Below are 24538 nucleotides of genomic sequence, written 5' to 3' on the forward strand. Positions count from 1 at the left end.
AGGGCGATCCGGCCGTACGGGACCGAGGCGGCACGGTGTGCGGGCCGCTTAGGTGATTACTCGGCCTGCGGCGGCAGCGCGGCGATGAAGGGGTGGTCCCGCTCGATCAGGCCCAGCTTGCTGGCGCCGCCGGGGGAGCCGAGCTCGTCGAAGAACTCGACGTTCGCCTTGTAGTAGTCCTTCCACTCCTCCGGAGTGTCGTCCTCGTAGAAGATCGCCTCGACCGGGCAGACCGGCTCACAGGCACCACAGTCGACGCATTCGTCCGGGTGGATGTACAAGGACCGCTGGCCCTCGTAGATGCAGTCGACCGGGCACTCCTCGATGCACGCCTTGTCCTTGACGTCGACACAAGGCTGCGCGATGACGTAGGTCACGCTGTCGTTCCTCCTCGATAGGGCGCTGGCGGGCCTCCGTAGGCTCCGCCGCCTGGCGCGCGGGAGCGCGGCGTCGTCGATGCCCGCCCCTAGTATCTCCGTTCTTGGGCATGATCCGAACAGGAGGGGTGAACTGACCTGTGGAAATCTCGGCCGGCGGACGTCTCGAGGTTCGTATCACCGCTGCTGACGTGGGGAAACGGGTCTCGGTACGACGCGTGATCGAACCTGCTCGCCCGGAGGAGAAGTTCACCGACACGGTGGGTGTTCTCACATCATGGGACGACGGTGTGCTGCTGATCACACGCAAGGACGGCGAAAGCGTCCGGATTCCGGAATCTGCGCTGGTCGCGGGAAAGGTCGTGCCCACAGCACCGGCCCGTCGACAGGGTCCCGCCGCCTCCTACGAGGAACTCGCGCATGTCGCCTCGCGCGCCTGGCGGCCGGTGGAGAGCGAGCGGCTCGGCGAGTGGGAGCTGCGGGCCGCTGCCGGGTTCACCCGGCGCGCCAATTCGGTGTTGCCGCTCGGCGACCCGGGCGTGCCGCTCGACGAGGCCCTGGACGTCGTACGACGCTGGTACGGCGAGCGCGCGCTGCCCGCGTACATCCAGACCGCGACCGGCGCCGAAGGCACGCAGGAGCTGTTGTGTGCGGAGCTGGAGCGGCGCGGGTGGGTGCGTGAGGTGACCGCCGAGCTGTGGATCGGGGCGCTGGCGCCGGTCGCGGACCGGGCGGAGGCGTCCGGGGTCGTGCTGTCCCGGACGGCGGACGAGGCGTGGCTTGCGCGGTACCAGCGCAAGGGGGTGAGCGAGGTGGCGCTGAAGGTGCTCGGGAGCGGGCCTTCGGTGTGGTTCGCGACCGTCCCCGGCTCGTCGGAGGGTGCGGCGCCCGCCGCGATCGGGCGGTGTGTCGTGGACGGGCGGTGGGCGTCCTTCGCCGCCGTCGAGGTGGATCCGGAGCAGCGGCGACGCGGGCTGGCCACCACCGTCATGGCCGCGCTGGCCCGGCGGGCGCTCGACGAGGGCGCCTCGGCCGCCTGGCTGCAGGTCGAGGCGGACAACGTGGGGGCGCGGGCGCTGTACGCCGGGATGGGTTTCGCCGCGCACCACGCGTACCACCACTACCGGGAACCGGCGGCTCCCGGCAGCGGCCAGTAGTACCGATCGCCGGGAGAGGGCACCAGGCTGCTATGCGTTCCCCACACCCCCCACCGCCCGAGCGCTCCGCCGAACTGCGGCGGCGGTTCGCCGAGGAGGCGCGCTCCGAGCGGCCCGATCTGTCGACGCTCTGCCTGCTGGTGGGCGCGGAGGCGGACGGGGCGCTGGACGAGGCGGGCCTGGACGCCGCCCAGATGGAGCTGGACCGGCTGGCGGGGCGGGTGCCGTTCCGGCCGGGCGGTCCGATGGCTTGGGCCACGGCGCTGCACCACCTGCTCGGGGTGCAGGACGGCTTCCGCGGCTCCCCTGCCGACTACCAGCGCCTGGAGTCCTCGCTGCTGCACGAGGTGCTGCGGCGGCGGCGCGGGCTGCCGATCCTGCTGTCGGTGGTGTGGATGGAGGTCGCACGGCGGGCGGGGGCGCCGGTGCACGGGGTCGCTCTGCCGGGGCACTTCGTGGTCGGGTTCGGGCCCCGGGAGCAGCAGGTGCTGGTGGATCCGTTCGACGGGGGGCGGGTGCTGGGGGTCGGCGACGCTGAGCTGTTGGTGGCCGGGGCCACGGGGGCCGCGCTGGATCCGTCGATGTTGACGGCGGCGGATCCGCTGGATGTGGTTCTGCGGATCCTCAACAACATCCGGGCGTGGGCGGCCGCTCGGCCGGAGCGGTCGGATGTGTCCTTGTGGGCGGTGGAGCTGTCGTTGCTGTTGCCTTCGCATCCTGCGCGGTTGCGGTATGAGCGGGCTCAGTTGCTGGTTCAGCGGGGGGACTTCGTCGAGGGGGCGGTGGAGCTTGAGGCTTACGCCGAGGTTCTGGCGACGGTGGATGAGGCGGCTGCACAGCGCGTGCGGGGGCAGGCCCGGGCGGCCCGGGCACTTCTCAACTGAGGTTCGCCTGTTCGCCGTAGGGCTTGTGCAGTGGTGCGAGTGCGAGTTCGTTGTGGCTGATCGCGCCCGCGCGGCGGAGCCGCAAATCGATATAGCCCCGCGCCCCTGGAGGCCCGCTACAGCCAGCCCTTTTCCCGTGCGATCCGGACGGCTTCGGCTCTGTTCCTCACCGCCAGTTTCTGGATTGCCGTCGACAAGTAATTCCGGACCGTCCCCTGCGACAAATGCAGTGCTGCCGCCAGTTCCGCGTTGGTCGAGCCGTCCGCCGCCGCTCGCAGGACCTCTCGCTCCCGGTCCGTCAGGGGATTGGCGCCCTCTGCCAGGGCCGCTGCCGCCAAGGTGGGGTCGATGACCCGCTCCCCCGCCAGCACCTTCCGTACCGCTTCTGCCAGTTGGGCCGCCGGGGCGTCCTTGACCAGGAAGGCGTCGGCGCCTGCTTCCATGGCGCTGCGGAGGTAGCCGGGGCGGCCGAAGGTGGTGAGGACGACCAGTTTCACGGCGGGCAGGGCCTTGTGGACCTGGGCCGCCGCCTCGATGCCGGTGCAGCCCGGCATCTCGATGTCGAGGAGGGCCACGTCCACGGCGTGCTCGCGGGCGGCCGCCAACACCTCGTCGCCGCGTGCCACTTGGGCCACGACCTCGATGTCGTCCTCCAGGCCGAGGAGGGCGGCCAGCGCCTCGCGGACCATCGACTGGTCCTCGGCGAGGAGCACCTTGATCGTAGAGCTCATGCCCCGGATCCTACGGCCGACGGGGTGTCGGCGGGGACGCGGGCGACGAGGCGGAAGCCGTGCTTGATGCGGCCCGCCTCCAGGGTGCCGCCGGCCTTCTCCAGGCGTTCCGTCAGGCCCGTCAGACCGTTGCCCGGGCCTTTGCCGGCGCCGCCGGGACCGCCGGGGCCGTTGTCCTCGACGGCGAGTTCGAGGACCGGGCCGTCCAGGGTCTGGCGGTGCAGCACCTCCACCGTGCAGCGGGTGGCGCCGCTGTGCCGTACGACGTTGGTGACCGCCTCGCGCAGCGCCCAGGCGAGGGCGGACTCGCTGTCCGCGGAGACGCCGGTGAGGTCCGGTTCCCCGGGGACGTCGGCCGTGACGCCGGCTGCCGTCAAGGCGACCTGGGTGCCCGCGAGTTCCTCGGACAGGCGCGGGCGGCGATAGCCGCTGACCGCCTCGCGGACGTCCACCAGGGCCTGGCGGCTGACCTGTTCGATGTCGGCGACCTGCTGGGCCGCCTTGTCGGGGTGGTCGGGGAGCATGCGGCCCGCCAGTTCGCTCTTCAGCGTGATCAGGGAGAGCGAGTGGCCGAGGAGGTCGTGCAGGTCGCGGGCCAGGCGCAGACGCTCCTCGTTGGCGGCCAGTTGGGCGACCGTGGCGCGGGCCTTGCGCAGCTCTACGGTCGTCCGCACCAGTTGCTTCACGCCCATCATCGCGAAGCCCAGGAGCAGCACCACCAGCACGAGGCTCCAGTCGTCCGCACGGAAGTGCAGCAGGACCAGGAGCATGGCGAGGGTGTTCAGCCCGATCGCCCAGTACGCGATCCGCTGCGGCAGCGTGGCGCCGCAGGTGACGGAGACGTACACGAAGAGGCCGACCCACGCGCTGCCGAGGGTGAGGCACAGGACCAGGGCGAGCGTGCCGAGCACGGCGACGAGGGCGCCGACGGCCCGGCCGGAGTACGGGCGGCCCATGTTCCGGAAGACCAGCGCCAGGTAGACGCCGGTGAAGGAGGCCAGGGCCACCCAGCCCGCCGCGGTCGCGGCGGGCGTGTGGTGGCCGGAGGCCAGGTCCTGCACCGGCGATCCGAGAAAGATCAGCCAGGGCAGGATCCAGACCAGTTTGCGCGTGGCCTCGCCCCGGTTGCGGGGCGGCTGGCCGACCCGGATCGCGTTGTCGGCCCGGAGTTCCGCGGGCAGCCCGTCGTCCGTCATCGTGCTCACGCCTTCAGCGTGTCCTTCCGGTACAGCCACGCCGCGCCGCCCGCGAACAGGAGGAAGTAGACGACGAGGAGGGCGAGGTCCTTGGTCTCGGGGGACTGACTCTGTTCGATGGCCCGTCCGAGGGCAGCGTACGCGTGTGTGGGCAGCCACTTGGCGATGTCCTGCAGCCACTGCGGGAAGGTCGTGGACGGCATCCACAGACCGCCGAGGATCGACAGACCGAAGTACGTGATCATCGTGATCGGCCGGACCGCGTCCCCGGTGGCCAGGTAGCCGATGGCGACGCCGAGCGCGGCGAAGACCAGGCTGCCGGCCCAGATCGCCCCGGTGAGCGCGAACCACTGCCAGGCGTCCAGCCGTACGCCCCGCACGGCCGCGGCGACCAGGAAGACCACCACGATGGACGGGAGGCTGACGACGGCGGCGCTGGCGGTCTTGGCGAGGACATAGCCGCGCCCGGGCAGCGTGGTCAGCCGCAGCTGCCGCACCCAGCCGCCCTCCCGCTCCTTGGCGATGCGCTCGCTGTTGCCCATGAGGACCGCGGTCAGGGCGCCGAAGGAGGCCATGGAGACCATGACGTACGAGGCGACGCTCAGTCCTGTGCCGTCGACCTTCCCCGTCTGGTTGGAGACCAGCAGGAAGATCACCGACGGGTAGATCACCGAGAAGAACAGGAACTTGCGGTTGCGCAGGGCCCGCGTGAGCTCCAGCTTGATCAGGCTGTTCACGACTGCTTCGCCTCCTCGGCGGCGGTGATGGCGACGAAGGCCTGCTCCAGACCGAGCCCGGCGACTTCGAGGTTGCGGGGGTAGACGCCGAGGCCGTACAGGGCGTGGACGGTCGCGTCGGCGTCGGAGGACTGGATGCGGACGGTCTGACCGCTGCCCGCGGCGGAGCCGCTGTGAGACACAGTGATCGAGGTCAGGAACGGCAGCGCCCGAATCGCCGCCTCGTCGATGGTGCCTTCGAGGTCGAACGACACCCTGCGCGCCCCGGCCTTCGCCTTGATCTCGGCAGCCGTGCCGTCCGCAAGGAGCCGGCCCCGGTGCAGCACCAGCACCCGGTCGGCGATGGCGTCGGCCTCCTCCAGGTAGTGCGTGGCGAACAGGACCGTCCGGCCCTGGTCGGCCTGCTCGCGCATGGTGGCCCAGAAGGCCTGGCGGGCGGAGACGTCCATGCCGGTGGTCGGCTCGTCGAGGACGATCAGGTCGCTGTCGCCGGCCGTGGCGAGGGCGAAGCGGACGCGCTGGGCCTGGCCGCCGGAGAGCTTGTTGACCTTGCGGTCGGCGATCTGGGAGATGCCTGCGCGGGCGAGCACGTCCTTCGCCTTGTAGGGCTTCGGGTGCAGGTCGCAGGCGAGCTTCACCAGCTCGGCGACCGTGACCTCGTCCATCAGCCCGCCGCTCTGCAGCATGGCGCCCACCCGCCCGGCGACGATGGCCTCGCGCGGGCTGGTGCCGAAGACGCTGACCGTCCCGCTGTCGGCGTTCTTGAGGCCGAGCAGCAGGTCGAGGGTGGTCGACTTGCCGGCCCCGTTCGGCCCCAGCAGTGCCACGGTCTCCCCCGGGTGCAGGGCGAGGGTCAGACCGTCGACGGCCCGTACCGTCCCGTACGTCTTGCTCACCTGGTCGAAGCCGACCACCGGGGCGGTGGTCGCTTTCGCTGTCGTCGTCATGGATCCATGGTGGCGGCGCGGGCCCAGGTCACGGCAGTGTCGGCGGTCCTGACCGGTGGATGACAGATGTCATACGGCGGACGGTGACATACGGCGAAGGTGGCACCCGGCGCCTGCCGGGTGCCCCCTTTCCGGGTCTGACGTCAGCTGGGGTTCGTCTTGATGATCCCGACCCGGTTGGTCTTGCTCAGCAGGGCCTGGCGCAGGGCGACGTAGACGTCCTGGGGGGTGACGGCCGTCTTCTTGCCGGTGGCCCGGGTGATCAGGACGTTGTCGAACTGGCCGCCGTAGAGCTGCTTGAGCGCAGCCAGGTCCGGCTTGTCGACGAGCTTGCCGTCCACAGCCGCGACCCTGAGGAACTTCCACAGGGAGTTCTGCGGGCTGAGCGGCAGCGAGACGCCCGTGTCGGTCTTGACCGTGACGAGCCCCGACATCGCCGGCTCGGCGAAGGCCTTCATCTCCCGGTCGACCTCGGCGTTCGTGACCGTCGGCTGCTGGGTCGTGGTGACGACCGCGACCGGGTCGGTGGAGTTGGTCTCCACCTGGCTGCGGTACGCGTCCTCGACCGCCTGGGCCGACCTGACGGCGTCGATGCCCTTGCCCGCCTTGCCGTAGACGGCGACGGCCTTGCCCGAGGTGAACTTGATCGTGCCCTCGGTCATGGAGCCGGAGCCGCCGGCCGCGCTCTGCAGGGCGGCGGTCAGCTTCTCCTCGTCGACGGGCATGACCGGGTCGACGACCCGGTGGTTGCCGAAGAGGGAGCCGATGACGGAGATCGGGTTGTAGTCGGCCTGCGCAGCCGCCGCGACCGTGGCCTGCTCGTCGAACTGCAGGCCCGCCTGGTCCGGCTTGAGCTCGACCGTCCTGCCGCCGACGGACAGCTTCAGCGGCTTGTCCACCCGGTCGCCGAAGGCCGCGTCGAGCTTCTTGACGGCCTCGTCGCGGGTGCCGCCGCCGATGTCGACGCCGAGCACGGTGGTGCCCTTGGGCACGTCGGAGTGGTTCATCAGCAGCCCGGCGCCGTACGCGAGACCACCGACGATGACCACGCCGGTGGCGAGCAGCACCAGCTTGTTGCGCCCCTTCTTCTGCTTCTTGGGCGCTGCGGCGGCCGATGTGCTCTGGCCGCCCGGCTCGGGCAGCTTCGGGGGCGTGTGCGGCAGCGGGCCGTCGGTGTGGGAGCCGGGGCCGAACGGCGAGCTCGCGCCCGGCGACCCGACCGGGACGCCGCTGGTGACGGTGTGTCCGGAGATGTTCTCGGGCGCGGGGAAGCCCTGCTGGGCCGGCTCGGGGGCCGGCTTCTGCGGGGTGAGGATCGCGGTGTCGTCGCTGAGGCCGCCACCGGGGCCGAGGCCCGCGCCGTGCGCGCCGCCGATGGTTCCGGGGCCGCCGATGCCCGCGGGGCCGCCGAGGTCGGCAGGTGCACCGGAGCCGCCGGGGCCCTTGGGTCCGGCAGGTCCGCCGGGTCCGGCGCCGAAGGGCGAGGTCACGGGGCCGTCACCGGTGACCGGGCCGACGGTCGGGCCCGCGGGACCCTGGGCGCCGCCGCCCTGGCCGCCGCGGCCGCCCGGCCCGTTGAAGCCGCTCGCGCCGCCCGGAGCGCCGTAACCGCCCTGGTCGTTCTGCCGGTTCTGCCCGTTCTGGGTGCTGCGCTCGCCGTCCGAGAAGTACGGGAGGTCGTCACGGCGGGGCTCGCTGCCGCCGCTGCCGGGGCGTGCGCCGCCCCCGAGCGGTCCGGCGGCCAGCGCCTCGGTGACGTCGAAGGAACCGGTGCCGCCGCCGTGCCCGGGCGCCACGGGGCCGCCGGTCGCTCCGGGCAGCCCGGCGCCGTTCGTCCCGCCCGGGCGGGAGGCGCCGCCGGGCCGGGAGCCACCCGGCACGCTCATGGAGCCGACCACGCCGCCGGGGCGGCCGGTGCCCGGACGGGCGCCGCCGGAAGGAGCGCCCCCGCCGAAGGGACCGGTGCCCGGGGCGGCCGGCGCACCCGCGCCCGAACCGCCCGGCAGACCGGCGCCGTTGGTGGAGCCGCCGCCCTGACCGCCCTTGGCGGGCGCCGACTTGCGGGGCGCGAACCACCCGCTCGTCCTGTCCTCGGCGGGCTGAGCGGCCTCGGCCGGGGGCTCGACGGTGCTCATGGCCTGGGTGACGCCCGGCCCCGGAACCTCGGTCTCCCCGGTGTCGTCGGAGCCCTCGGCGTCCGCGACGGGCGTACGCACGACGACCGGCGGAATGGGCCGCGACCCGGGGATGTTGATCCGGATCCGGGTCGTCAGTGTGGTCTCGGTCTTGCGGTCCTCCGGCTGCGCGGCCGAACGGCCCGCATCCGTACCGGCGTCGGAAGCCGTGGGGGTCCCGTACGGCGGCGTGCCCGACGGGTATGCGGCTTGGCCGCGCCCGTTGGGCCCGGAGGACGGAGTGTCAGTTTCACGACTCAAGGCAGGTTCTCCCGGTTGGCTCCGCCGCCCGACACAACCTCACGGGCGGCTCGGCGGCGCGCACCACCATACTGGCCACTTCTGGCGCGTATCCCATGACCGCCGGGGAAACCCACACGGGACTCCCACTAGTGGTTAATGGCGAAGTGGTACGTCACTTGCCAAGTCGGACGTCACGGGCATCTGGTTGCCGCCCCTGTCCGAGGGTGGCGCAGATCACAGCTACGGCCATCCCTCCGAAGAGGAAGAGATAGGAGCCGCCTCCCGCGCCGAAGAGGAAGTCCCCTTCGGGTCTGCTGGCGGTGAGCAGGATGACGCAGATCATCCATCCGGCGGCAGCTGCTAGGGCCCCGCCGCGGCTGCCGGTGGCCCGTCCGCCGCCGAGACAGAGCCCGGCCTCGCCCGCGAGCGCGAGCAGCAGCCCGCCGGGGAACCAGCCGGCCTGCACCAGCGCACCGGCCGCGCCGACGACCGCGCCGAGCACGAAGAGGCCCACGTACAGCAGCGCCCGTCCGGCGGAGGGCCGCTGCAGCGGCTGGGCGAGCAGGGAACCGCGCTCCGTCATGACGCCTCCTCGGCACGGGCGGACTCGATCCCGGCGAAGAGATCGGTCTCCCTCGGCTCTGCGGCTGCCCCGCGCACCAGTTCGTAGTACTCGGTCGTGAAGAGGGGCTGCGCCTGCTCGTTGGAGAGCGCGAAGTAGGGTTCGGCGACCTCGATCTGGGTGGCGTGGGCCCGCATCGCGGCGGCCTTGGCGGCGGCGTGCGCGGTGCCGTCGATCTCGGCGGTGATCCGGTCGTCGGGCACGACACCCGGTACGTCGTCGATGACGGCGGCCTTGGAAAAGGGAGCGTAGGGCAGTCCGGGCAGATCATCCGCAAGGCGGGCGAAGGCGCCCTCCGCAACGGACTGCGGCACGCGGTTCCAGTAGACCTTGGGGATCTCCCACCCCGCCCGTGCGGCCAGTTCCACGGCGCGCATGGCCACGCGGTGGGCCTGGATGTGGTCGGGGTGGCCGTATCCGCCGTTGTCGTCATAGGTGACGAGGACCTGGGGGCGTACCTCCAGGATCACCTCGACGAGGTGGGCGGCCGCCTCGTCCACGTCCGCCTGCCAGAAGCAGGCCGGGTCGTCGTTGTCGGCCAGGCCCATCATCCCGGAGTCGCGGTAGCGGCCCGGGCCGCCGAGCTGACGGAAGTCCTCGACGCCGAGCTCGCGCATGGCGGCCGTGAGCTCCTGCAGCCGGTACTCGCCCAGGGCGGTGCCCGTGAGGTGCCGCAGCTCCGGTGGAATGACCTCACCGAGCTCGCCCAGGGTGCAGGTGACCAGCGTCACGAGGGCACCACCGGCCGCGTAGGCGGCCATGGTCGCGCCGTTGTTGATCGACTCGTCGTCCGGGTGCGCATGCACCAGCAGCAGACGCCGGGAGGGCTGTTCCGTCATGGAGCCACCCTACGAGGCGGCACCGACAGCGCGGTGCAGCCAGGGCCTCAGAACTTGATGCTGCCGATCATCCCCGCGATGTTCGTCGTCAGCTCACTGATGGTGGGAGCGATCGTCGAGGAGGCCATGTAGAACCCGAGCAACATGCAGACGATCGCATGCCCCGCCTTCAGTCCTGACTTCTTGATCAGAAGGAAGACGATGATCGCCAGCAGCACCACCGCCGAAATCGAGAGTGCCACGGCGGCTCACCTCCAAAGGTCCCAAGAGCGCGGGGGGTCGAACTTAGGGGCCGGACAGAACCACACAACAAGCAGCAGGTTCATACCCACTATGCGCTAGTGATCATAACTATCCGACCGCGCGCATCGATCGGCGCACGGCCGCACAAGGGGGCGCATGGCCAATATGGTCAGGGCATGACGACGACGTCCGACTCCTTTCCCCGCAGGCACGCCCGCACCCAGCGGTTCACCCTGGGCGCGCCGCGCGCTTTCACCGTGGCGCCCGACGGCACCCGTGTCGTGTTCCTGCGCTCCACCTCCGGTACGGACAGGGCGAGTTCCCTGTGGGTTCTCGATGTAGAGGGCGGCGGGGAGCGCGTGGCGGCCGACCCGCGCGCCCTGCTCGGCGGCGCCTCCGAGGAGCTTCCCCCGGAGGAGCGGGCGCGCCGCGAGCGCAGCCGCGAGGGCGGCGCGGGCATCGTCGGCTACGCCACCGACGCGGCCGTGGAGTTGGCGTCTTTCGCCTTGTCAGGGCGGCTTTTCACGGCGGAGCTGCGGGCCGGTACGGCACGTGAACTCCCCGCCCCCGGACCGGTGATCGACCCGCGCCCCTCCCCCGACGGCCGGCATGTCGCCTATGTCGCGCAGGGTGCGCTGCGGGTGGTGGGTGCCGAGGGCAAGGACGAACGGGCCCTCGCGGAGCCGGAGTCGGCGAACGTCACCTACGGGCTGGCGGAGTTCATCGCGGCCGAGGAGATGCAGCGCCTGCGGGGCTTCTGGTGGTCGCCGGACTCGGACCGGCTGCTGGTCGCGCGCGTGGACGACACGCCGGTACGGCGCTGGTGGATCTCCGACCCGGCCCAGCCGGAACGTGAGCCACAGCACGTCGCCTACCCGGCGGCGGGCACCGACAACGCGGACGTACGGCTGTTCGTGATCGGTCTGGACGGGGCACGCACGGAGGTCGTCTGGGACCGGGCGCGCTATCCGTACCTGGCGCATGTGCACTGGTCAGAAGCGGGCACACCCTTGCTGCTCGTACAAGCGCGCGACCAGCGGAGCCAGTTGTTCCTGGCCGTGAGCCCCGAGACGGGCGCGACCCGGCTGGTGCACGCGGACGAAGATCAGGTTTGGCTTGATCTTTTCCCCGGGGTGCCGTGCTGGAGCCCGTCCGGGCAGCTGGTGCGCATCGTGGACGAGGGCGGCGCGCGGGTCCTCGCGGTGGGTGAACGCCCGTTGACGGGACCGCAGTTGCACGTCCGCGCGGTGCTGGACGTCTCGGACGACAACGTGCTGATCGCCGCGTCCGCCGGCGAGGAGGCCGAGGCCCCCGAGACGGGCGAGGTACATGTCTACCGCGTCAACGAACTCGGCCTGGAGCGGGTCTCGCAGGAGCCCGGCGTGCACTCTGCGGTGCGTGCGGGGGGCGTGACGGTGCTGGTGTCCGCCGTGCTGGACCGGCCGGGCGCCCGCGTGCAGGTGCTTCGCGACGGCAAGCACGCGGCGACCGTCGCCTCGTACGCGGAGGACCCCGGTATGACACCGCGGGTGACCCTCACCGAGGGGGGCGCACGGCGCATCCCGTGCGCCGTGCTGCTTCCCCGCGACCACGACGGCGAGAGTCCGCTGCCGGTCCTCATGGATCCCTACGGCGGTCCGCACGGCCAGCGGGTGGTCGCCGCGCACAATCCGCATCTGACCTCGCAGTGGTTCGCCGACCAGGGGTTCGCGGTCGTGGTCGCGGACGGCCGCGGCACCCCGGGCCGCTCCCCGGCCTGGGAGAAGGCGGTCCGCGACGACCTCGCGGGGGTCACGGTCGAGGACCAGGTGGACGCACTCCACGCACTCGCCGAACGCTTCCCGCTGGACCTGAGCCGGGTCGGCATCCGCGGCTGGTCCTTCGGCGGCTATCTGGCGGCGCTCGCGGTGCTGCGCCGCCCGGACGTCTTCCACGCGGCCGTGGTGGGCGCCCCGGTCACGGATCTGCGGCTGTACGACACCCACTACCAGGAGCGCTACCTCGGCCACCCGGACGAGCAGCCGGAGGTGTACCGCCGCAACTCGCTCATCGACGACGCGGGCCTGGTGGACGCGGCCGAGCCGCACCGGCCGATGATGATCATTCATGGTTTCGCCGACGACAACGTGGTGGTCGCCCACTCGCTGCGGCTGTCCTCGGCCCTGCTGGCGGCCGGCCGTCCGCACGAGGTGCTGCCGCTGTCCGGCGTCACGCACATGACCCCGCAGGAGTCGGTCGCCGAGAACCTGCTGCGGCTCCAACTCGACTTTCTGAAGCGGTCGCTGGGGCGGGCCTAGGCACGGCAACGGGCCGGGGCTACATGGCGAGCCCCGGCCCGTTTACGGCACCCGCACGGCCGTACGCTCTAGAGACTGACGCGTCCGTATATCGGAACCGGGTCGGCCAAGTTGCCTGCGTGTTACTCCTCGGTCGGTACGACAGCCTTTTCTTCTGCGAAGTGGCAGGCCGAGTCATGGGCTGCCGGACCGCTCACGTCCCGGAACGCGGCCGGCACCGCCAGCAGCGGCACCTCCAGCGCGCACCGCTCCTGCGCCTTCCAGCACCGCGTGCGGAAGCGGCACCCCGAGGGGATGTTCGTCGGTGACGGCACGTCTCCCGCGAGGATGATCCGCTCCCGGTGCTCCCGCGCCACCGGGTCGGGCACGGGGACGGCGGACAGCAGCGCCTGGGTGTAGGGGTGCGTCGGATGGTCGTAGATCTCGGCGTCCCTGCCGGTCTCCACGATCCGCCCGAGGTACATCACCCCGACCCGGTCCGAGATGTGCCGGACGATCGACAGGTCGTGCGCGATGAAGACGTAACTCAGCTCGAACTCGCTCTGCAGCCGGTCCATCAGATTGACGACCTGGGCCTGCACGGAGACGTCCAGCGCGGAGACCGGCTCGTCGGCGACGATGACCTCGGGGCGCAGCGCCAACCCCCGGGCGATGCCGATGCGTTGGCGCTGGCCGCCGGAGAACTGGTGCGGATAGCGGTTGATGTACTCGGGGTTGAGCCCGACGACGTCCAGCAGCTCCTGGACCTTCTTGCGCCGGTCGCCCTTGGGCGCCACCTCGGGGTGGATCTCGTACGGCTCCCCGATGATGTCGCCCACGGTCATCCGGGGGTTGAGGGAGGTGTACGGGTCCTGGAAGACCATCTGGATGTTGCGCCGCACGGCGCGAAGGGCCTTGGCGGACAGCTTGCCGATGTCCTCGCCCTTGTAGCGGATCTCCCCCGCCGTCGGCTTCTCCAGGTTGACCAGCATCTTGGCGACCGTCGACTTGCCGCAGCCGGACTCGCCGACGATGCCGAGGGTTTCACCGCGGGCGAGTTCGAAGTCCACGCCGTCGACGGCCTTCACCGCGCCGACCTGCTTCTTGAAGAGAATCCCCTGAGTGAGCGGATAGTGCTTGAAAAGCCCTCTGACCTGCAGAATCGGCTCAGCCATTCATGCACTCCCTCCAGAAGTGGCAGGCGCTGCGCCGGTCCGGCTCTTCCCCGTTCACCTCGTACAGGGGCGGTTCGTCGGTCCGGCAGACGTCCTGGGCCATCGGGCAGCGGGGGTGGAAGGCGCAGCCCGGCGGGATGTGCATGAGGTTGGGCGGCAGGCCCTTGATGGCGTAGAGCTCCTGGCCCTTCTGGTCGAGCCGCGGGATCGACTCCAGCAGGCCCTTGGTGTACGGGTGCGCGGGCACCTTGTAGATGTCGTGCACCGGGGCGGACTCGACGATCCGGCCCGCGTACATCACGGCGATCCGGTCGGCGACGTCGGCGACCACGCCCAGGTCGTGGGTGATCAGGATGAGTCCCATGTTGTACTCGCGCTGCAGCTCGGCGAGCAGGTCCATCACCTGGGCCTGGACGGTGACGTCCAGCGCGGTCGTCGGTTCGTCGGCGATGATCAGCGCCGGCTCCAGTGCCAGCGCCATCGCGATCATGATGCGCTGGCGCATACCGCCGGAGAACTGGTGCGGGTAGTCCTTGACCCGCTCCCTGGCGGCCGGGATCCGCACCCGCTCCATCAGCTCCACGGCCTTCGCCCGCGCATCCTTCTTCGACATCCCGCGGTGCACGACGAACATCTCGCCGAGCTGGTCGCCCACGGGGAGCACGGGGTTGAGGGAGGACAGCGCGTCCTGGAAGATCATGGCCATCTCGGCGCCGCGGACCTTCCTGCGCTCCTCCTCCTTCAGCTTCAGCAGGTCCTGGCCCTGGAAGAGGATCTCGCCGCCCGTGATCCTGCCGGGCGGCATGTCGAGGATGCCCATGACCGCCTGCGCGGTGACGGACTTCCCGGAACCGGACTCGCCGAGCACGGCGAGGGTCTCCCCCGCGTCCACGCCGTAGTCGACCCCGTTGACGGCCTTGGCGACCCCGTCCCGGGTCCGGAACTCCACGTGCAGGTCCCGCACTTCGAGCAGCATGACGCCGTCACCTCAGCTTCGGGTCGAGGGCGTCGCGCACCAGGGCGTCCCGCCGAGCAGTCCAGGAACACGGACCGCACCGGCCCGCAAAGCACCGGGCCGGGCGCCCCTTCACCAGGGCCCAGGACCCCACCCGCCGGTCACACGCTTCCAGCGCCATGTCCCCTCACCTCAGCTTCGGGTCGAGGGCGTCGCGGACCGCGTCGCCGAGCATGATGAACGCCAGTACGGTGATCGCCAGCGCGCCGGCGGGCCACAGGAGCATGTGGGGGGCGTTGCGGATGTACGGGGAGGCCGCCGAGATGTCGATGCCCCAGCTGACCGTGGGCGGCTTCAGACCGACGCCGAGGTACGACAGGGTCGCCTCCAGCGCGATGTACGTGCCGAGCGCGATGGTCGACACGACGATCACCGGAGCGACCGCGTTCGGCGTGATGTGCCGCAGCAGGATGCGGGAGTCGGAGGCGCCGAGCGCGCGGGCGGCCTGCACGTAGTCGTTCTGCTTGGCGGTGATGACCGAGCCGCGGGCGATGCGGTAGACCTGCGTCCAGCCGAGCAGCACGATGAACCCGATGACCGGCCAGATCGTGTTGCTGGTCACCACGGACAGCAGGACGAGGCCGCCGAGCACGACCGGGATCGCGAAGAAGATGTCGGTGATCCGGGACATCAGCGAGTCCCAGCCCCCGCCGAAGTACCCGGCGAGCCCGCCGAGTACCGAGCCGAGCAGCGCGACGCCGAGCGTGGCCAGGACGCCCACGCTGATGGAGATGCGGGTCCCGTACACGGTGCGCGTGTAGACGTCGCAGCCCTGCCCGTCGTAGCCGAAGGGGTGCCCGGGCTGGGAGCCCTCCTGGGCCTTGGCGAGGTCGCACTTGAGGGGGTTGCCGGAGGCGATCAGGGACGGCCACAGGGAGATCACGACCAGGAACAGGATCACCAGCGCCGAGACGATGAAGACGGGGTTGCGGCGCAGGTCGCGCCAGGCGTCCGACCACAGGGAGCGCGGCCTGCCCGCCGGGCCGGTGCCTTGCGGGCCGCCGGGAGTCCGCTCCAGGGTCTCCCCCTCGCTCACGGCCAGGTCCATCGCGCCGCCCATGCCCGTGGAGGAAATGGCGCCCTCGGACTCGTACTGCTCAGGCATAGCGGATCCTCGGGTCGAGTACGGCGTACAGGAGGTCGACCAGCAGGTTGGCCACCAGGAAGACGAGGACGAGTACGGTCACGAAGCCGACGACGGTCTGCGTGTTCTGGCGCAGGATGCCCTGGTAGAGCTGGTAGCCCACGCCATGGATGTTGAAGATCCGCTCGGTGACGATCGCGCCGCCCATCAGCGCGCCGATGTCGGTGCCGATGAAGGTGACCACGGGGATCAGCGAGTTGCGCAGCAGATGGCGGATGATCACCCGCTGCCGGGGCAGGCCCTTGGCGACCGCCGTGCGGACGTAGTCGGAGCGCCGGTTCTCCGCGATGGAGGTGCGGGTCAGCCGGGTGACGTACGCCAGGGAGACGGACGCGAGGACCAGTCCCGGCACGATCAGCTCGCTGAAGGTGGCGTCGGTGGAGACCGACGGTTTGATCCAGCCCCACTCGACGCCGAGGAGCAGCTGGAGCAGCAGGCCGGTCACGAAGGTGGGGACGGAGATGACCACGAGGGTGGCCAGCAGGACCGAGGTGTCGACCGGCCTGCCGCGCCGCAGACCGGTGATCACGCCCAGTGTGATGCCGATGACGATCTCGAAGAGGATCGCCACGATCGTCAGCCGGATGGTGACCGGGAACGCCGTCGACATCAGCTCGGTGACCTTCTGGCCGTTGAACGCCGTGCCGAAGTCGCCGGTGAAGACGTTCCCCATGTAGGTCAGGTATTGCTGCCACACCGGCTTGTCGAGGCCGAACTCCTTCTTCAGCTGCGCGGCCGTGGCCGGGTCGCACTGCCGCTCACCGCAGAGTCCCGCGATGGGGTCGCCCATCACGTTCACCATCAGGAAGATCAGCAGCGTGGCCCCGATGAACACCGGGATCATCTGGAGCAGACGCCGGACCACGTACCGTCCCATGCGCGGTCAGCCGACCTTGATCTCGTTGTAGACGGGGACGCTGAACGGGTTCAACGCGACGTTCGAAAGCCGGTCGGACCAGCCCGCGCTGCCGTTCTGGTACCAGAGCGGGATGGCCGCCATGTTGTCGCGTACGACCTTCTCGGCGCTCTGGAAGAGCCCGATCGCCTTGGTGGTGTCGGTCTCGGAGTTGGCCTGGTTGACGTAGTTGTCGAAGTCCTTGTTGGACCACTTGCCGTCGTTGGAGGAGGCGTTGGTGTAGTAGAGGGGCTGCAGGAAGTTCTGGATGAGCGGGTAGTCCATCTGCCAGCCGGCCCGGAACGGCCCGGTCATCTTGTGCTGCCCGATCTGGTTGCGGAAGTCCGCGAAGGTGCCGACCGGGTTGCCCACGCAGGCCTTGTCGTTGCCGAGCGCGTTGTTGATGGAGTTGCAGACGGCGTCCACCCACTCCTTGTGGGAGCCCGTGTCGGCGTTGTACGAGATCTTGACCTGGCCGCCGGGCAGCCCGCCGCCCTCCTGAATCAGCTTCTTGGCCTCACTGGGGTTGTACTCGCAACTGCTCCCGCACAGCCCGTCCTGGAAGCCGCCCTTCGTGCCGAGGACCGGGGAGGTCCAGTCGGTGGCCGGGGTGCGGGTCTTCTGGAAGATCGTGTCGGTGATCTGCTTGCGGTTGATCGCCATGGACAGGCCCTTGCGGACCTTCTCCGAGCCGCTCTTGTTCCAGTTCGGGTCGTAGAACGGGAAGGCGAGCGTCTGGATGATGCCGGCGGGGGTGTTGAGGTACCGGTCGCCGAGGTCGGCCTTGACGTTCTTGAGCTGGGCGGCCGGGACGTCGTCCACCAGGTCGAGGTTGCCGGCCATCAGGTCGGTGTAGGCGGTGTTGTTGTCGGTGTAGACCTTGAGGTCCACGCCGCCGTTCTGCGCCTTGTCCGTGCCGGGGTACCCGTCCCACTTCCTCAGGGACATCTTCGAGCCCTTGGTGTACGACTCCACCGTGTACGGCCCGTTGCCGACCGGCTTCTTGATCCATGCGGCGTGGTCGGAGAAGAAGGCCGAGGGCAGCGGGTCGTAGGCCGAGTAGCCGAGGGTGTCCGGGAAGGTCGAGAACTTCTGGGTCAGCTTGACGGTGAAGGTCAGGTTGCCGGTGACCTTGAGGCCGGAGAGCGTGTCGGCGGTCTGCTTGCCGGTCTCGGGGTGGACCTTGTCGTAGCCGTCGATGTACCCGAAGAAGTACGCGTTCTTCTGGTTGTTCTTCAGGCTCGCCCCGTAGTTCCAGGCGTCCACGAAGGACTTCGCGGTGACGGCCTCGCCGTTGCTGAACTTCCAGCCGCTCTTGACGGTGATCGTGAAGTTCTGCGAGTCGGTGGTGTCGATCTTCTCGGCGAGCATGTCCTCGGCGGCGCCGGTCTTCGGGTTGTACCGCTTCAGCCCCCGGAAGATCATGTCGAGGACCTTGCCGCCCTGCACCTCGTTGGTGTTGGCCGGCTCCAGCGGGTTCTGCGGGTCCCCCCAGGAGGAGCTGAGCACGGCACCGCTGTCACTGCCGCCCCCGCCCCCGCTGCTGCCGCCGCAGCCCGTCGCGGCGAGGGCGAGCGCCGCGGCGCCTGCGGCCCATTTGGCGTGGGTGGCTGCGGGCATGGGGGGCCTCCTCGGGGATACTGTCCGTTACCGGTCAATATCGGGCCCGAGGTGGCACACCGCACTCGCAGACCGCCCGTTGGGGGCATACGCCATCCGGATGGGTCAGCTTCCTCCACACCCGGTTCGGGAGAGGTCGTACCCGGTGAAGTCCGCGACACGGACGTATCCGATGCGCTGGTAGAGCGCGTTGCTGGTGGGGTTGGCCGGATCGGCGAACAGAACCACCTCCGTCGCGCCCGCGGCCAGCGCGGCCCTGCTCACCTCGACCGTCACCGCGCCCGCGTAACCACGACCCCGCAGGTGGGCCGGGGTGTAGACGGGGTCCACCCGGACCATGCCGGCCACCATCGGGTTCGCGCCCGCCATGGAGACGGGCGTGCCGTCCGGGGTCTCCCAGAACGTATAGCGTTTCTCGGCGAAGCGGGTGCCGGCCCAGGAAGCGGAGTCGACGGTGACGGCCTCCCCGACATCCGCGGCGAACTCACGGCACCAGCGCACGACGTGCTCGTGGTCTTCCTCCCCCGCTAGCCCGCCCCGGCCCTCTGGGACCGGCTCCGGCGGGGTGAGCGTGCCGAGTCGGTAGAGAAGGGCCTGCCAGTCGCGCACCGGCGCTGCGCCCGTGTGCCGTTTCCATGCCTCGGCGAACGCCGTGGCGGTGTCGTGGTCCGAGGTGACGCCGGAGAAGGTGTGGCCGAGGCCGGCCAGGCGGGCGGCGAGCGTGTCGGCCTGCCCGGCGGAGAGCGTGGTGAGGGTCAGGCGGCCGCGCGGAGTGCGATAGCAGACGGCCCGGACCTCGCCGTCCGACTCCAGTCGGCCGAAGACCGTGGCCCCGGCACCGGACGCGTCCGCGCCGCTTTTTCTCAGTTTCTCGAGCGTCGTCAGCGGCGTGTTGTGCATGACGGGGCGCGAGCACAGGAAGTCCCCGGCTCGGGCGAGGAAGTCGTCGATGTCTGCGGTGAGTTGCCAGTCGTCCAGGGGCATGCTTCATGGTCCCCGGGTGATCGCCGATATATGCGGACCTCTCAGTACGGCGACGGGGGGCGGGGCCTGAAGCCCCCGCCCCCCGAGACCATCACCGCGGCACCGCCGCCGAACCGGCCGTCACTCCTCCGCCGCGTCCTCCAGCGCCGCCAGTGCCGGATCCAGCACGATGTCCTCCGCCCGGCCCTCGATGGTCGGCTCCTCCGGGAAGTGGCAGGCCGTCAGGTGGCCTGCGTGGTTGCCGGAGAGCTGGATCAGCGGGGGCTCCTGGGTCGCGCACTTGTCCTGCGCCTTCCAGCAGCGGGTACGGAAACGGCACCCGGAGGGCGGGGCGATCGGGGACGGGACATCGCCCGCCAGCCGGATGCGCTCGCGCCCGCCGGTGTCCTCGCCGCTCAGATTCACCTCGGGAACGGCGGACAACAGGGCGTGGGTGTACGGGTGACGGGGGCGGGTGTAGATGGACTCGCGGTCGCCGACCTCGATGATCTTGCCGAGGTACATCACCGCCACGCGCTGCGAGAAGTGCCGTACGACGGCGAGGTCGTGGGCGATGAACAGGAACGCGATGCCGAGTTCGTCCTGCACCTTCTGGAGCAGGTTCACCACCTGGGCCTGGATCGAGACGTCCAGGGCCGACACCGGCTCGTCCGCGACGATCAGCTTCGGTTCGAGCGCCAACGCCCGCGCCACGCCGATGCGCTGACGCTGGCCGCCGGAGAACTCGTGCGGGAAGCGGTTGTAGTGCTCGGGGTTCAGACCGACGATCTCGAGCAGCTCGCGTACGCGCTTCTCGCGGCCGCCCTCCGGCTCGATGCCGTTGATCTCCATCGGGCCCGAGATGATCTTGCCGACCGTCTGCCGCGGGTTCAGCGACGAGTACGGGTCCTGGAAGATCATCTGGATCTCGGAGCGGATCGGCGCCAGCTCCTTGCGCGTGGCGTGCGTGATGTCCTGGCCACGGTAGGAGATCTTGCCGCCGGTGGGTTCCATCAGCCGGGTGATCAGCCGGCCGGTGGTCGACTTGCCGCAGCCCGACTCCCCCACCAGGCCGAAGCTCTCACCTACGTGCACGGTGAGGTCGAGACCGTCGACGGCCTGTACGGCGCCGACCGTACGGCGGATCGGGAAGCCGCCCTTGATCGGGAAGTGCTTGGTCAGGCCGGTGACTTCGAGCAGCGGTTCCCCGCTCGGGCCGGTGCCCGCGTCGCGGGGGGCGGGAAGGACGAGGTCCTCTGTCATGACGTGTCCTCCTAGCCCAGACGGGGCTTGATCTCTTCGACGAAGATGGTGTGCTTCTGTTCCGCCGTGAGGTGGCACGCCGAGGCACGGTCCGGGGCGAGCAGCGGGCGCTCGGTGACGCAGAGGTTGCCGCCGACCCGGTCCTGGAACGTGCAGCGCGGGTGGAAGCGGCAGCCGGAAGGCGGCGTGAGCAGCGAGGGCGGGGCGCCGGGGATCGGCGCGAGCGGGGCGGCGAGGTCGGAGTCGAGGCGCGGCATGGAGTTCAGCAGGCCCCAGGTGTAGGGGTGTTGCGGCGTGCGCATCACCTCGTTCACCGTGCCGCGCTCGATCGCGCCGCCCGCGTACATCACCATGATGTCGTCGGCCATGTCGGCGATGACGCCCAGGTCGTGGGTGATGAAGATGATCGCCGAGCCGAACTCCTGCTGGAGGTCCTTCAGCAGGTCGAGGATCTGGGCCTGGACCGTCACGTCCAGGGCCGTCGTCGGCTCGTCGGCGATCAGGAGGTCGGGGTCGCAGACCAGCGCCATGGCGATCATCGCGCGCTGGCGCATACCGCCGGAGAACTGGTGCGGGTACTCCTTCGCCCGCTCCTTGGGGTTGGGGATGCCGACCTTGCCGAGCATCTCGACGGCCCGGTCCCAGGCCGCCTTCTTCGAGGCCCCGGTGTGCTTCCTGAACGGCTCGGCGATCTGCCGGCCCACCGTGTAGTACGGCGAGAGCGCGGTCAGCGGGTCCTGGAAGATCATGGCGACCTTGTTGCCGCGCAGCTTCTCCAGCTCCGACTCCCGGGCGGTGGTGAGCTCCTTGCCCTCCAGCAGGATCTCGCCCTCGACCGTGGTGAACATCGGGTTGTGCAGGCCGAGGATCGTCAGGTTGGTGACGGACTTGCCGGAACCCGACTCACCGACGATGCCGAGGGTCTTGCCCCGCTCCAGGTCGAAGGAGAGGCCGTTGACGGCCTTCACGACGCCGTCCTCGGTCTTGAAGCTGACGTGCAGGTCCCGCACGGAGAGGAAGGTGCCCGCGTCGGCCGGCACGGGGGCGCCGGCTTCCTTGGTCAAAGTGGTCACGAGAGTGCTCCTCTTACCCGGCCTAGGAGAGCCGCACGCGCGGGTCGATGAAGGCGTAGCAGGCGTCGACGATGATGTTGAACAGCAGGATCATGGCGGCGGAGAACAGCATCACACCCAGCAGCATCGGCAGATCGCTGAACTGCACGGACTCCACGGCCAGTCGGCCGAGGCCGGCCAGTCCGAAGGTGTACTCCGTGATGATGGCGCCGCCCAGCAGCGTCCCGAGGTCGATGCCGAAGATGGTGACGATCGGGATCAGCGAGCCGCGCCAGGCGTAGCGGAAGAAGACGTACTTGCGGGACATGCCCTTGGCGCGGGCGGTGCGCACGTGCTCCTCCTGGAGCTGCTCGATCATCGCCGAGCGCGCCATACGGGTGTACTGCGAGGCGAAGATCGTGGACAGCACCACCCACGGGATGAGCAGCCCTGTGAACCAGGCGACCGGATCCGCGGTGAAGTCGTTGTAGACGGGCTTGTCGAAGAGGTGGGTCTGGTAGACGAGGAGCGAGAGCAGCAGCGGGCCGATGAAGTAGATCTGCAGCGAACCGATCACCATCGACCCTGCGGTGACCGACTTGTCGAACAGTGTCCCCCGCTTCCAGGCGGCGAGCATGCCGGTGCCCAGACCCACGATCAGGAAGACCACCGCGGCACCCAGGGTGAGCGAGATGGTGGTGGGCAGGCGGTCCATCATGGTCGCCCAGACCTGGTCGTTGGTGTGGTACGAGTACCCGAAGCAGGGGGCGGGGCAGGGGCCCTGGGCGAACTGGTTGCTGCCGAGGACGAGGTTCTTCAGGAAGATCCAGTACTGCTCGGGGATCGGCTTGTCCAGGCCCAGCACATGGTGGATGTTCGCGAGACTGGTCGGGTTGCAGGTCTTGCCGCACATCAGCAGCGCCGGATCACGAGGCATCCCGAAGAACAGCAAGAACGTCACGATGCTCAACAGGAAGAGGATGACGACGGCACCGAGGGTCCGGCGGACGAGGAAGCGCAGCATGACAGGGGCAGCTCTCTGACGTCAGCGGGCCGGGCGGTACCCGGTGCGACCACCGCGCTAGGCGGCCGCACCGGGTACCGGTCGGACAGGGGGGTTACTTGATGAAGAGACGACGCGGGTCGATTCCGCCGATGACGTCGTCGTAGACCAGGCCGCCGACCTTGGAGCCGGAGATCTGGACCTGCTTGTAGTAGATGGTCGGAACGGCGTTGATGACGTTCTTGGCCAGGTACTGGTCGATCTTCTCCCAGGCCTCGGCCGACTTGACCGGGTCCGAGATCTTGTTCGCGGCGTCGATGTCGGCGTTGACCTTGGGGTCGTTGACGTGCGAGTAGTTCGGCGAGCCGTCGGCGATCGTGCGGCCGTCGAACACCGGCGGGATCACGGTCGAGGCGGACGGCCAGTCGGCGCCCCAGGCGGAGGCGTAGATGTCGTAGTTGTTGTTGACCTTGCCGACCTGGTCGTAGTACGTCTCGGCCGGGATGTCCTGGCGCTGCACGTTGAAGCCGGCGTTCTTCAGGGCCGCGGCGATGGCCGTGGAGTACTGCTGGCCCTCGGGCGTGTTCTGGTAGCCGTAGGTCAGCTTCAGACCGAGCTTGCCGGCCTTCTTCAGCAGCGCCTTGGCCTTGGCCGCGTCACCGCCGGGGTTCTTCTTCTTGCCCCACGGGTCGAAGGAGGCGTCGTAGCCGCTGACGGTCGGGCTGATGAAGCCGCCGGCGACCTCCGCGGCCGAGCTGCCGCCGAAGGCGCGGACGATCGGCGTGACCGGCAGGGCGTAGGCGATGGCCTCACGAACCGTCTTGTCCTGCAACGGCGCGTGCTTCATGTTGATGTTGATCTGGCCGACGTAGGGCTGGTAGCCCGAGACCGTACGGGCCTTGATCGCCGCGTTGCCGCCGAGGACCGCGCTGATGTTGCCCGCGTCCACCGAGTTGTTGAAGCTGACGCCGGTCTTGTCGGCACCGGTGTCCGCGAGGAGCGCCTTGGTGGAGCCCTCGTACTGGACGTTGAAGGTGAAGTTGAACTGGTCCGGGTACTGGTTGCGGATCGGGTCCGTCTTCGGGTCCCAGTTGGTGTTCTTGACCAGCACCATCGACTTGCCGGACTTGAACGACTGGATCTTGTACGGACCGGTCGCGAGCGGGGCCTTGTCGTACTTCTGCTGCGTGTCACCCTTCTTGGACACCACCGCGTAGCCCGCCATGGCGAGCGCGTACGGCAGGTCGGGGTGCGCCTTCTGGAAGTGGAAGACGATGGTCTTGGCGTCCGGCGTCTCGAGGATGCTGTCGGGCAGGTGCTTGCCCTTGTACGGGCCGTCCGGCAGCAGCTTGCGGTAGTCGGCGGCGCTGGAGGTGTTGGCCATCCACTGCTGGATGTACGCCGGGCCCTGGTTGATGAAGGGCGCGAACAGGCGCTCGAAGGTCTGCCGGAAGTCCGCCGAGGTGATCGGCGTACCGTCCTGGAACTTGATGCCGTCCTTGAGGGTGTACTTCCAGGTCTTGCCGCCGTCCGTGGTGGTACCGGAGTCGGTGGCCAGGTCGCCGACGACCTCGTGCTTGCTGCCGTCGTTGCTGGTGGCCTTGTAGCCGGTGAGCCCTCGGAAGAGCAGGTTGGCCAGCGAGCCCTCGTCGGAGACGTATATCTGCCCCGGGTCGAGGTGGGCGTAGGAGTCGCGCTGCAGCACCTCCATGGTGCCGCCGCTCTTGGCTCCCGGTACGGCGGCGGCCGGACCCGTCGAGTCCGCCGCGTTGCCGAACTTGATGGACGCCTGCTGCTGCTTGGCGTTCTGCTGGTCCTTCTTCTCGTTGTCGCTGGCGTTGCTGCCGCCCTTGCTGCAGCCGGTGAGCACGAGTGCCCCCGCCGCGAGCACGGAGAGCGCGGCGTATGTCTGGCGTCCGCCCCTACTCATCACTGAAGTCTCCACCCATCTGTGTGTCGCCTGATGCGAAGAAATTGCTGTG

General features: G+C 69.8%; 22 protein-coding genes. 3 read left to right on the plus strand and 19 right to left on the minus strand.

Annotated elements, in window-relative coordinates; translation table 11 throughout:
* Nucleotides 1-56: 56 nt before the first annotated feature.
* Nucleotides 57-377, minus strand: coding sequence for a ferredoxin (fdxA, locus tag ACFY1E_RS16455; protein ID WP_030929316.1), 321 nt, complete (start codon nt 375-377; stop codon nt 57-59).
* A gap of 140 nt (nt 378-517) precedes the next feature.
* Here fdxA and ACFY1E_RS16460 point away from each other — a divergent pair, with 140 nt between their 5' ends.
* On the plus strand, nt 518-1534 hold the full coding sequence (locus ACFY1E_RS16460; protein ID WP_389076218.1) for a GNAT family N-acetyltransferase: 1017 nt from the start codon (nt 518-520) through the stop codon (nt 1532-1534).
* A gap of 32 nt (nt 1535-1566) precedes the next feature.
* Nucleotides 1567-2418 (plus strand): tetratricopeptide repeat protein, encoded by an 852-nt coding sequence (locus ACFY1E_RS16465; RefSeq protein WP_389076220.1) that lies wholly within the window; start codon nt 1567-1569, stop codon nt 2416-2418.
* Between the two features lie 116 nt (nt 2419-2534).
* On the opposite strand, the gene ACFY1E_RS16470 is transcribed toward ACFY1E_RS16465, so the two are convergent.
* The 8 genes from ACFY1E_RS16470 to ACFY1E_RS16505 all read right to left on the minus strand — a co-directional run bounded on the left by ACFY1E_RS16470 (nt 2535) and on the right by ACFY1E_RS16505 (nt 10149).
* The gene (locus ACFY1E_RS16470) at nt 2535-3149 is read right to left on the minus strand and encodes a response regulator transcription factor (protein WP_115906111.1); all 615 of its coding nucleotides are present in this window, start codon (nt 3147-3149) and stop codon (nt 2535-2537) included.
* Nucleotides 3146-4345, minus strand: coding sequence for a sensor histidine kinase (locus ACFY1E_RS16475; RefSeq protein ID WP_389076941.1), 1200 nt, complete (start codon nt 4343-4345; stop codon nt 3146-3148). Before ACFY1E_RS16475 ends, ACFY1E_RS16470 begins: the two co-directional genes overlap by 4 nt.
* Nucleotides 4346-4350: 5 nt before the next feature.
* The gene (locus ACFY1E_RS16480) at nt 4351-5082 is read right to left on the minus strand and encodes an ABC transporter permease (RefSeq protein ID WP_389076222.1); all 732 of its coding nucleotides are present in this window, start codon (nt 5080-5082) and stop codon (nt 4351-4353) included.
* Nucleotides 5079-6029 (minus strand): ABC transporter ATP-binding protein, encoded by a 951-nt coding sequence (locus ACFY1E_RS16485; RefSeq protein WP_389076225.1) that lies wholly within the window; start codon nt 6027-6029, stop codon nt 5079-5081. Before ACFY1E_RS16485 ends, ACFY1E_RS16480 begins: the two co-directional genes overlap by 4 nt.
* Before the next feature lie 143 nt (nt 6030-6172).
* Nucleotides 6173-8464: a hypothetical protein gene (locus tag ACFY1E_RS16490; RefSeq protein ID WP_389076227.1), complete on the minus strand. Its 2292-nt coding sequence runs from the start codon at nt 8462-8464 to the stop codon at nt 6173-6175.
* A 154-nt stretch (nt 8465-8618) separates the two neighbouring features.
* Nucleotides 8619-9029, minus strand: coding sequence for a DUF6113 family protein (locus tag ACFY1E_RS16495; RefSeq protein ID WP_389076229.1), 411 nt, complete (start codon nt 9027-9029; stop codon nt 8619-8621).
* Nucleotides 9026-9907 carry an N-acetyl-1-D-myo-inositol-2-amino-2-deoxy-alpha-D-glucopyranoside deacetylase gene (gene mshB / locus ACFY1E_RS16500; protein ID WP_389076231.1) on the minus strand — a complete coding sequence of 294 codons (882 nt, stop codon included), beginning with the start codon at nt 9905-9907 and terminating at the stop codon, nt 9026-9028. Before mshB ends, ACFY1E_RS16495 begins: the two co-directional genes overlap by 4 nt.
* 47 nt (nt 9908-9954) lie before the next feature.
* Nucleotides 9955-10149 (minus strand): hypothetical protein, encoded by a 195-nt coding sequence (locus ACFY1E_RS16505; protein ID WP_351483477.1) that lies wholly within the window; start codon nt 10147-10149, stop codon nt 9955-9957.
* Between the two features lie 177 nt (nt 10150-10326).
* Here ACFY1E_RS16505 and ACFY1E_RS16510 point away from each other — a divergent pair, with 177 nt between their 5' ends.
* Nucleotides 10327-12447 (plus strand): prolyl oligopeptidase family serine peptidase, encoded by a 2121-nt coding sequence (locus tag ACFY1E_RS16510; RefSeq protein ID WP_389076234.1) that lies wholly within the window; start codon nt 10327-10329, stop codon nt 12445-12447.
* A 122-nt stretch (nt 12448-12569) separates the two neighbouring features.
* On the opposite strand, the gene ACFY1E_RS16515 is transcribed toward ACFY1E_RS16510, so the two are convergent.
* The 10 genes from ACFY1E_RS16515 to ACFY1E_RS16560 form a co-directional block, all read right to left on the minus strand.
* A complete protein-coding gene (locus ACFY1E_RS16515) occupies nt 12570-13601 on the minus strand; it encodes an ABC transporter ATP-binding protein (protein ID WP_389076236.1) in 1032 nt (343 codons plus the stop codon).
* Nucleotides 13594-14577, minus strand: a complete 984-nt coding sequence (locus ACFY1E_RS16520; RefSeq protein WP_389076239.1) for an ABC transporter ATP-binding protein — start codon at nt 14575-14577, stop codon at nt 13594-13596. The genes ACFY1E_RS16515 and ACFY1E_RS16520 overlap by 8 nt, the downstream gene beginning before the upstream one ends.
* 166 nt (nt 14578-14743) lie before the next feature.
* Nucleotides 14744-15721 carry an ABC transporter permease gene (locus ACFY1E_RS16525; protein ID WP_389076241.1) on the minus strand — a complete coding sequence of 326 codons (978 nt, stop codon included), beginning with the start codon at nt 15719-15721 and terminating at the stop codon, nt 14744-14746.
* Complete coding sequence (locus ACFY1E_RS16530) at nt 15714-16637, minus strand: ABC transporter permease (protein WP_389076243.1); 924 nt, start codon at nt 16635-16637, stop codon at nt 15714-15716. The genes ACFY1E_RS16525 and ACFY1E_RS16530 overlap by 8 nt, the downstream gene beginning before the upstream one ends.
* A gap of 6 nt (nt 16638-16643) precedes the next feature.
* A complete protein-coding gene (locus ACFY1E_RS16535; RefSeq protein WP_389076245.1) occupies nt 16644-18275 on the minus strand; it encodes an ABC transporter substrate-binding protein in 1632 nt (543 codons plus the stop codon).
* 105 nt (nt 18276-18380) lie between these two features.
* Nucleotides 18381-19259 (minus strand): GNAT family N-acetyltransferase, encoded by an 879-nt coding sequence (locus ACFY1E_RS16540; RefSeq protein ID WP_389076247.1) that lies wholly within the window; start codon nt 19257-19259, stop codon nt 18381-18383.
* Between the two features lie 120 nt (nt 19260-19379).
* On the minus strand, nt 19380-20501 hold the full coding sequence (locus ACFY1E_RS16545) for an ABC transporter ATP-binding protein (protein ID WP_389076249.1): 1122 nt from the start codon (nt 20499-20501) through the stop codon (nt 19380-19382).
* Between the two features lie 11 nt (nt 20502-20512).
* The gene (locus tag ACFY1E_RS16550) at nt 20513-21574 is read right to left on the minus strand and encodes an ABC transporter ATP-binding protein (protein ID WP_389076252.1); all 1062 of its coding nucleotides are present in this window, start codon (nt 21572-21574) and stop codon (nt 20513-20515) included.
* A 22-nt stretch (nt 21575-21596) separates the two neighbouring features.
* Complete coding sequence (locus ACFY1E_RS16555; protein WP_389076254.1) at nt 21597-22577, minus strand: ABC transporter permease; 981 nt, start codon at nt 22575-22577, stop codon at nt 21597-21599.
* 94 nt (nt 22578-22671) lie between these two features.
* Complete coding sequence (locus ACFY1E_RS16560) at nt 22672-24486, minus strand: ABC transporter substrate-binding protein (protein ID WP_389076257.1); 1815 nt, start codon at nt 24484-24486, stop codon at nt 22672-22674.
* Between the last annotated feature and the right edge of the window lie 52 nt (nt 24487-24538).

It is taken from the genome of Streptomyces sp. NPDC001604 (assembly GCF_042893475.1).
Classification (GTDB): Bacteria; Actinomycetota; Actinomycetes; order Streptomycetales; family Streptomycetaceae; genus Streptomyces.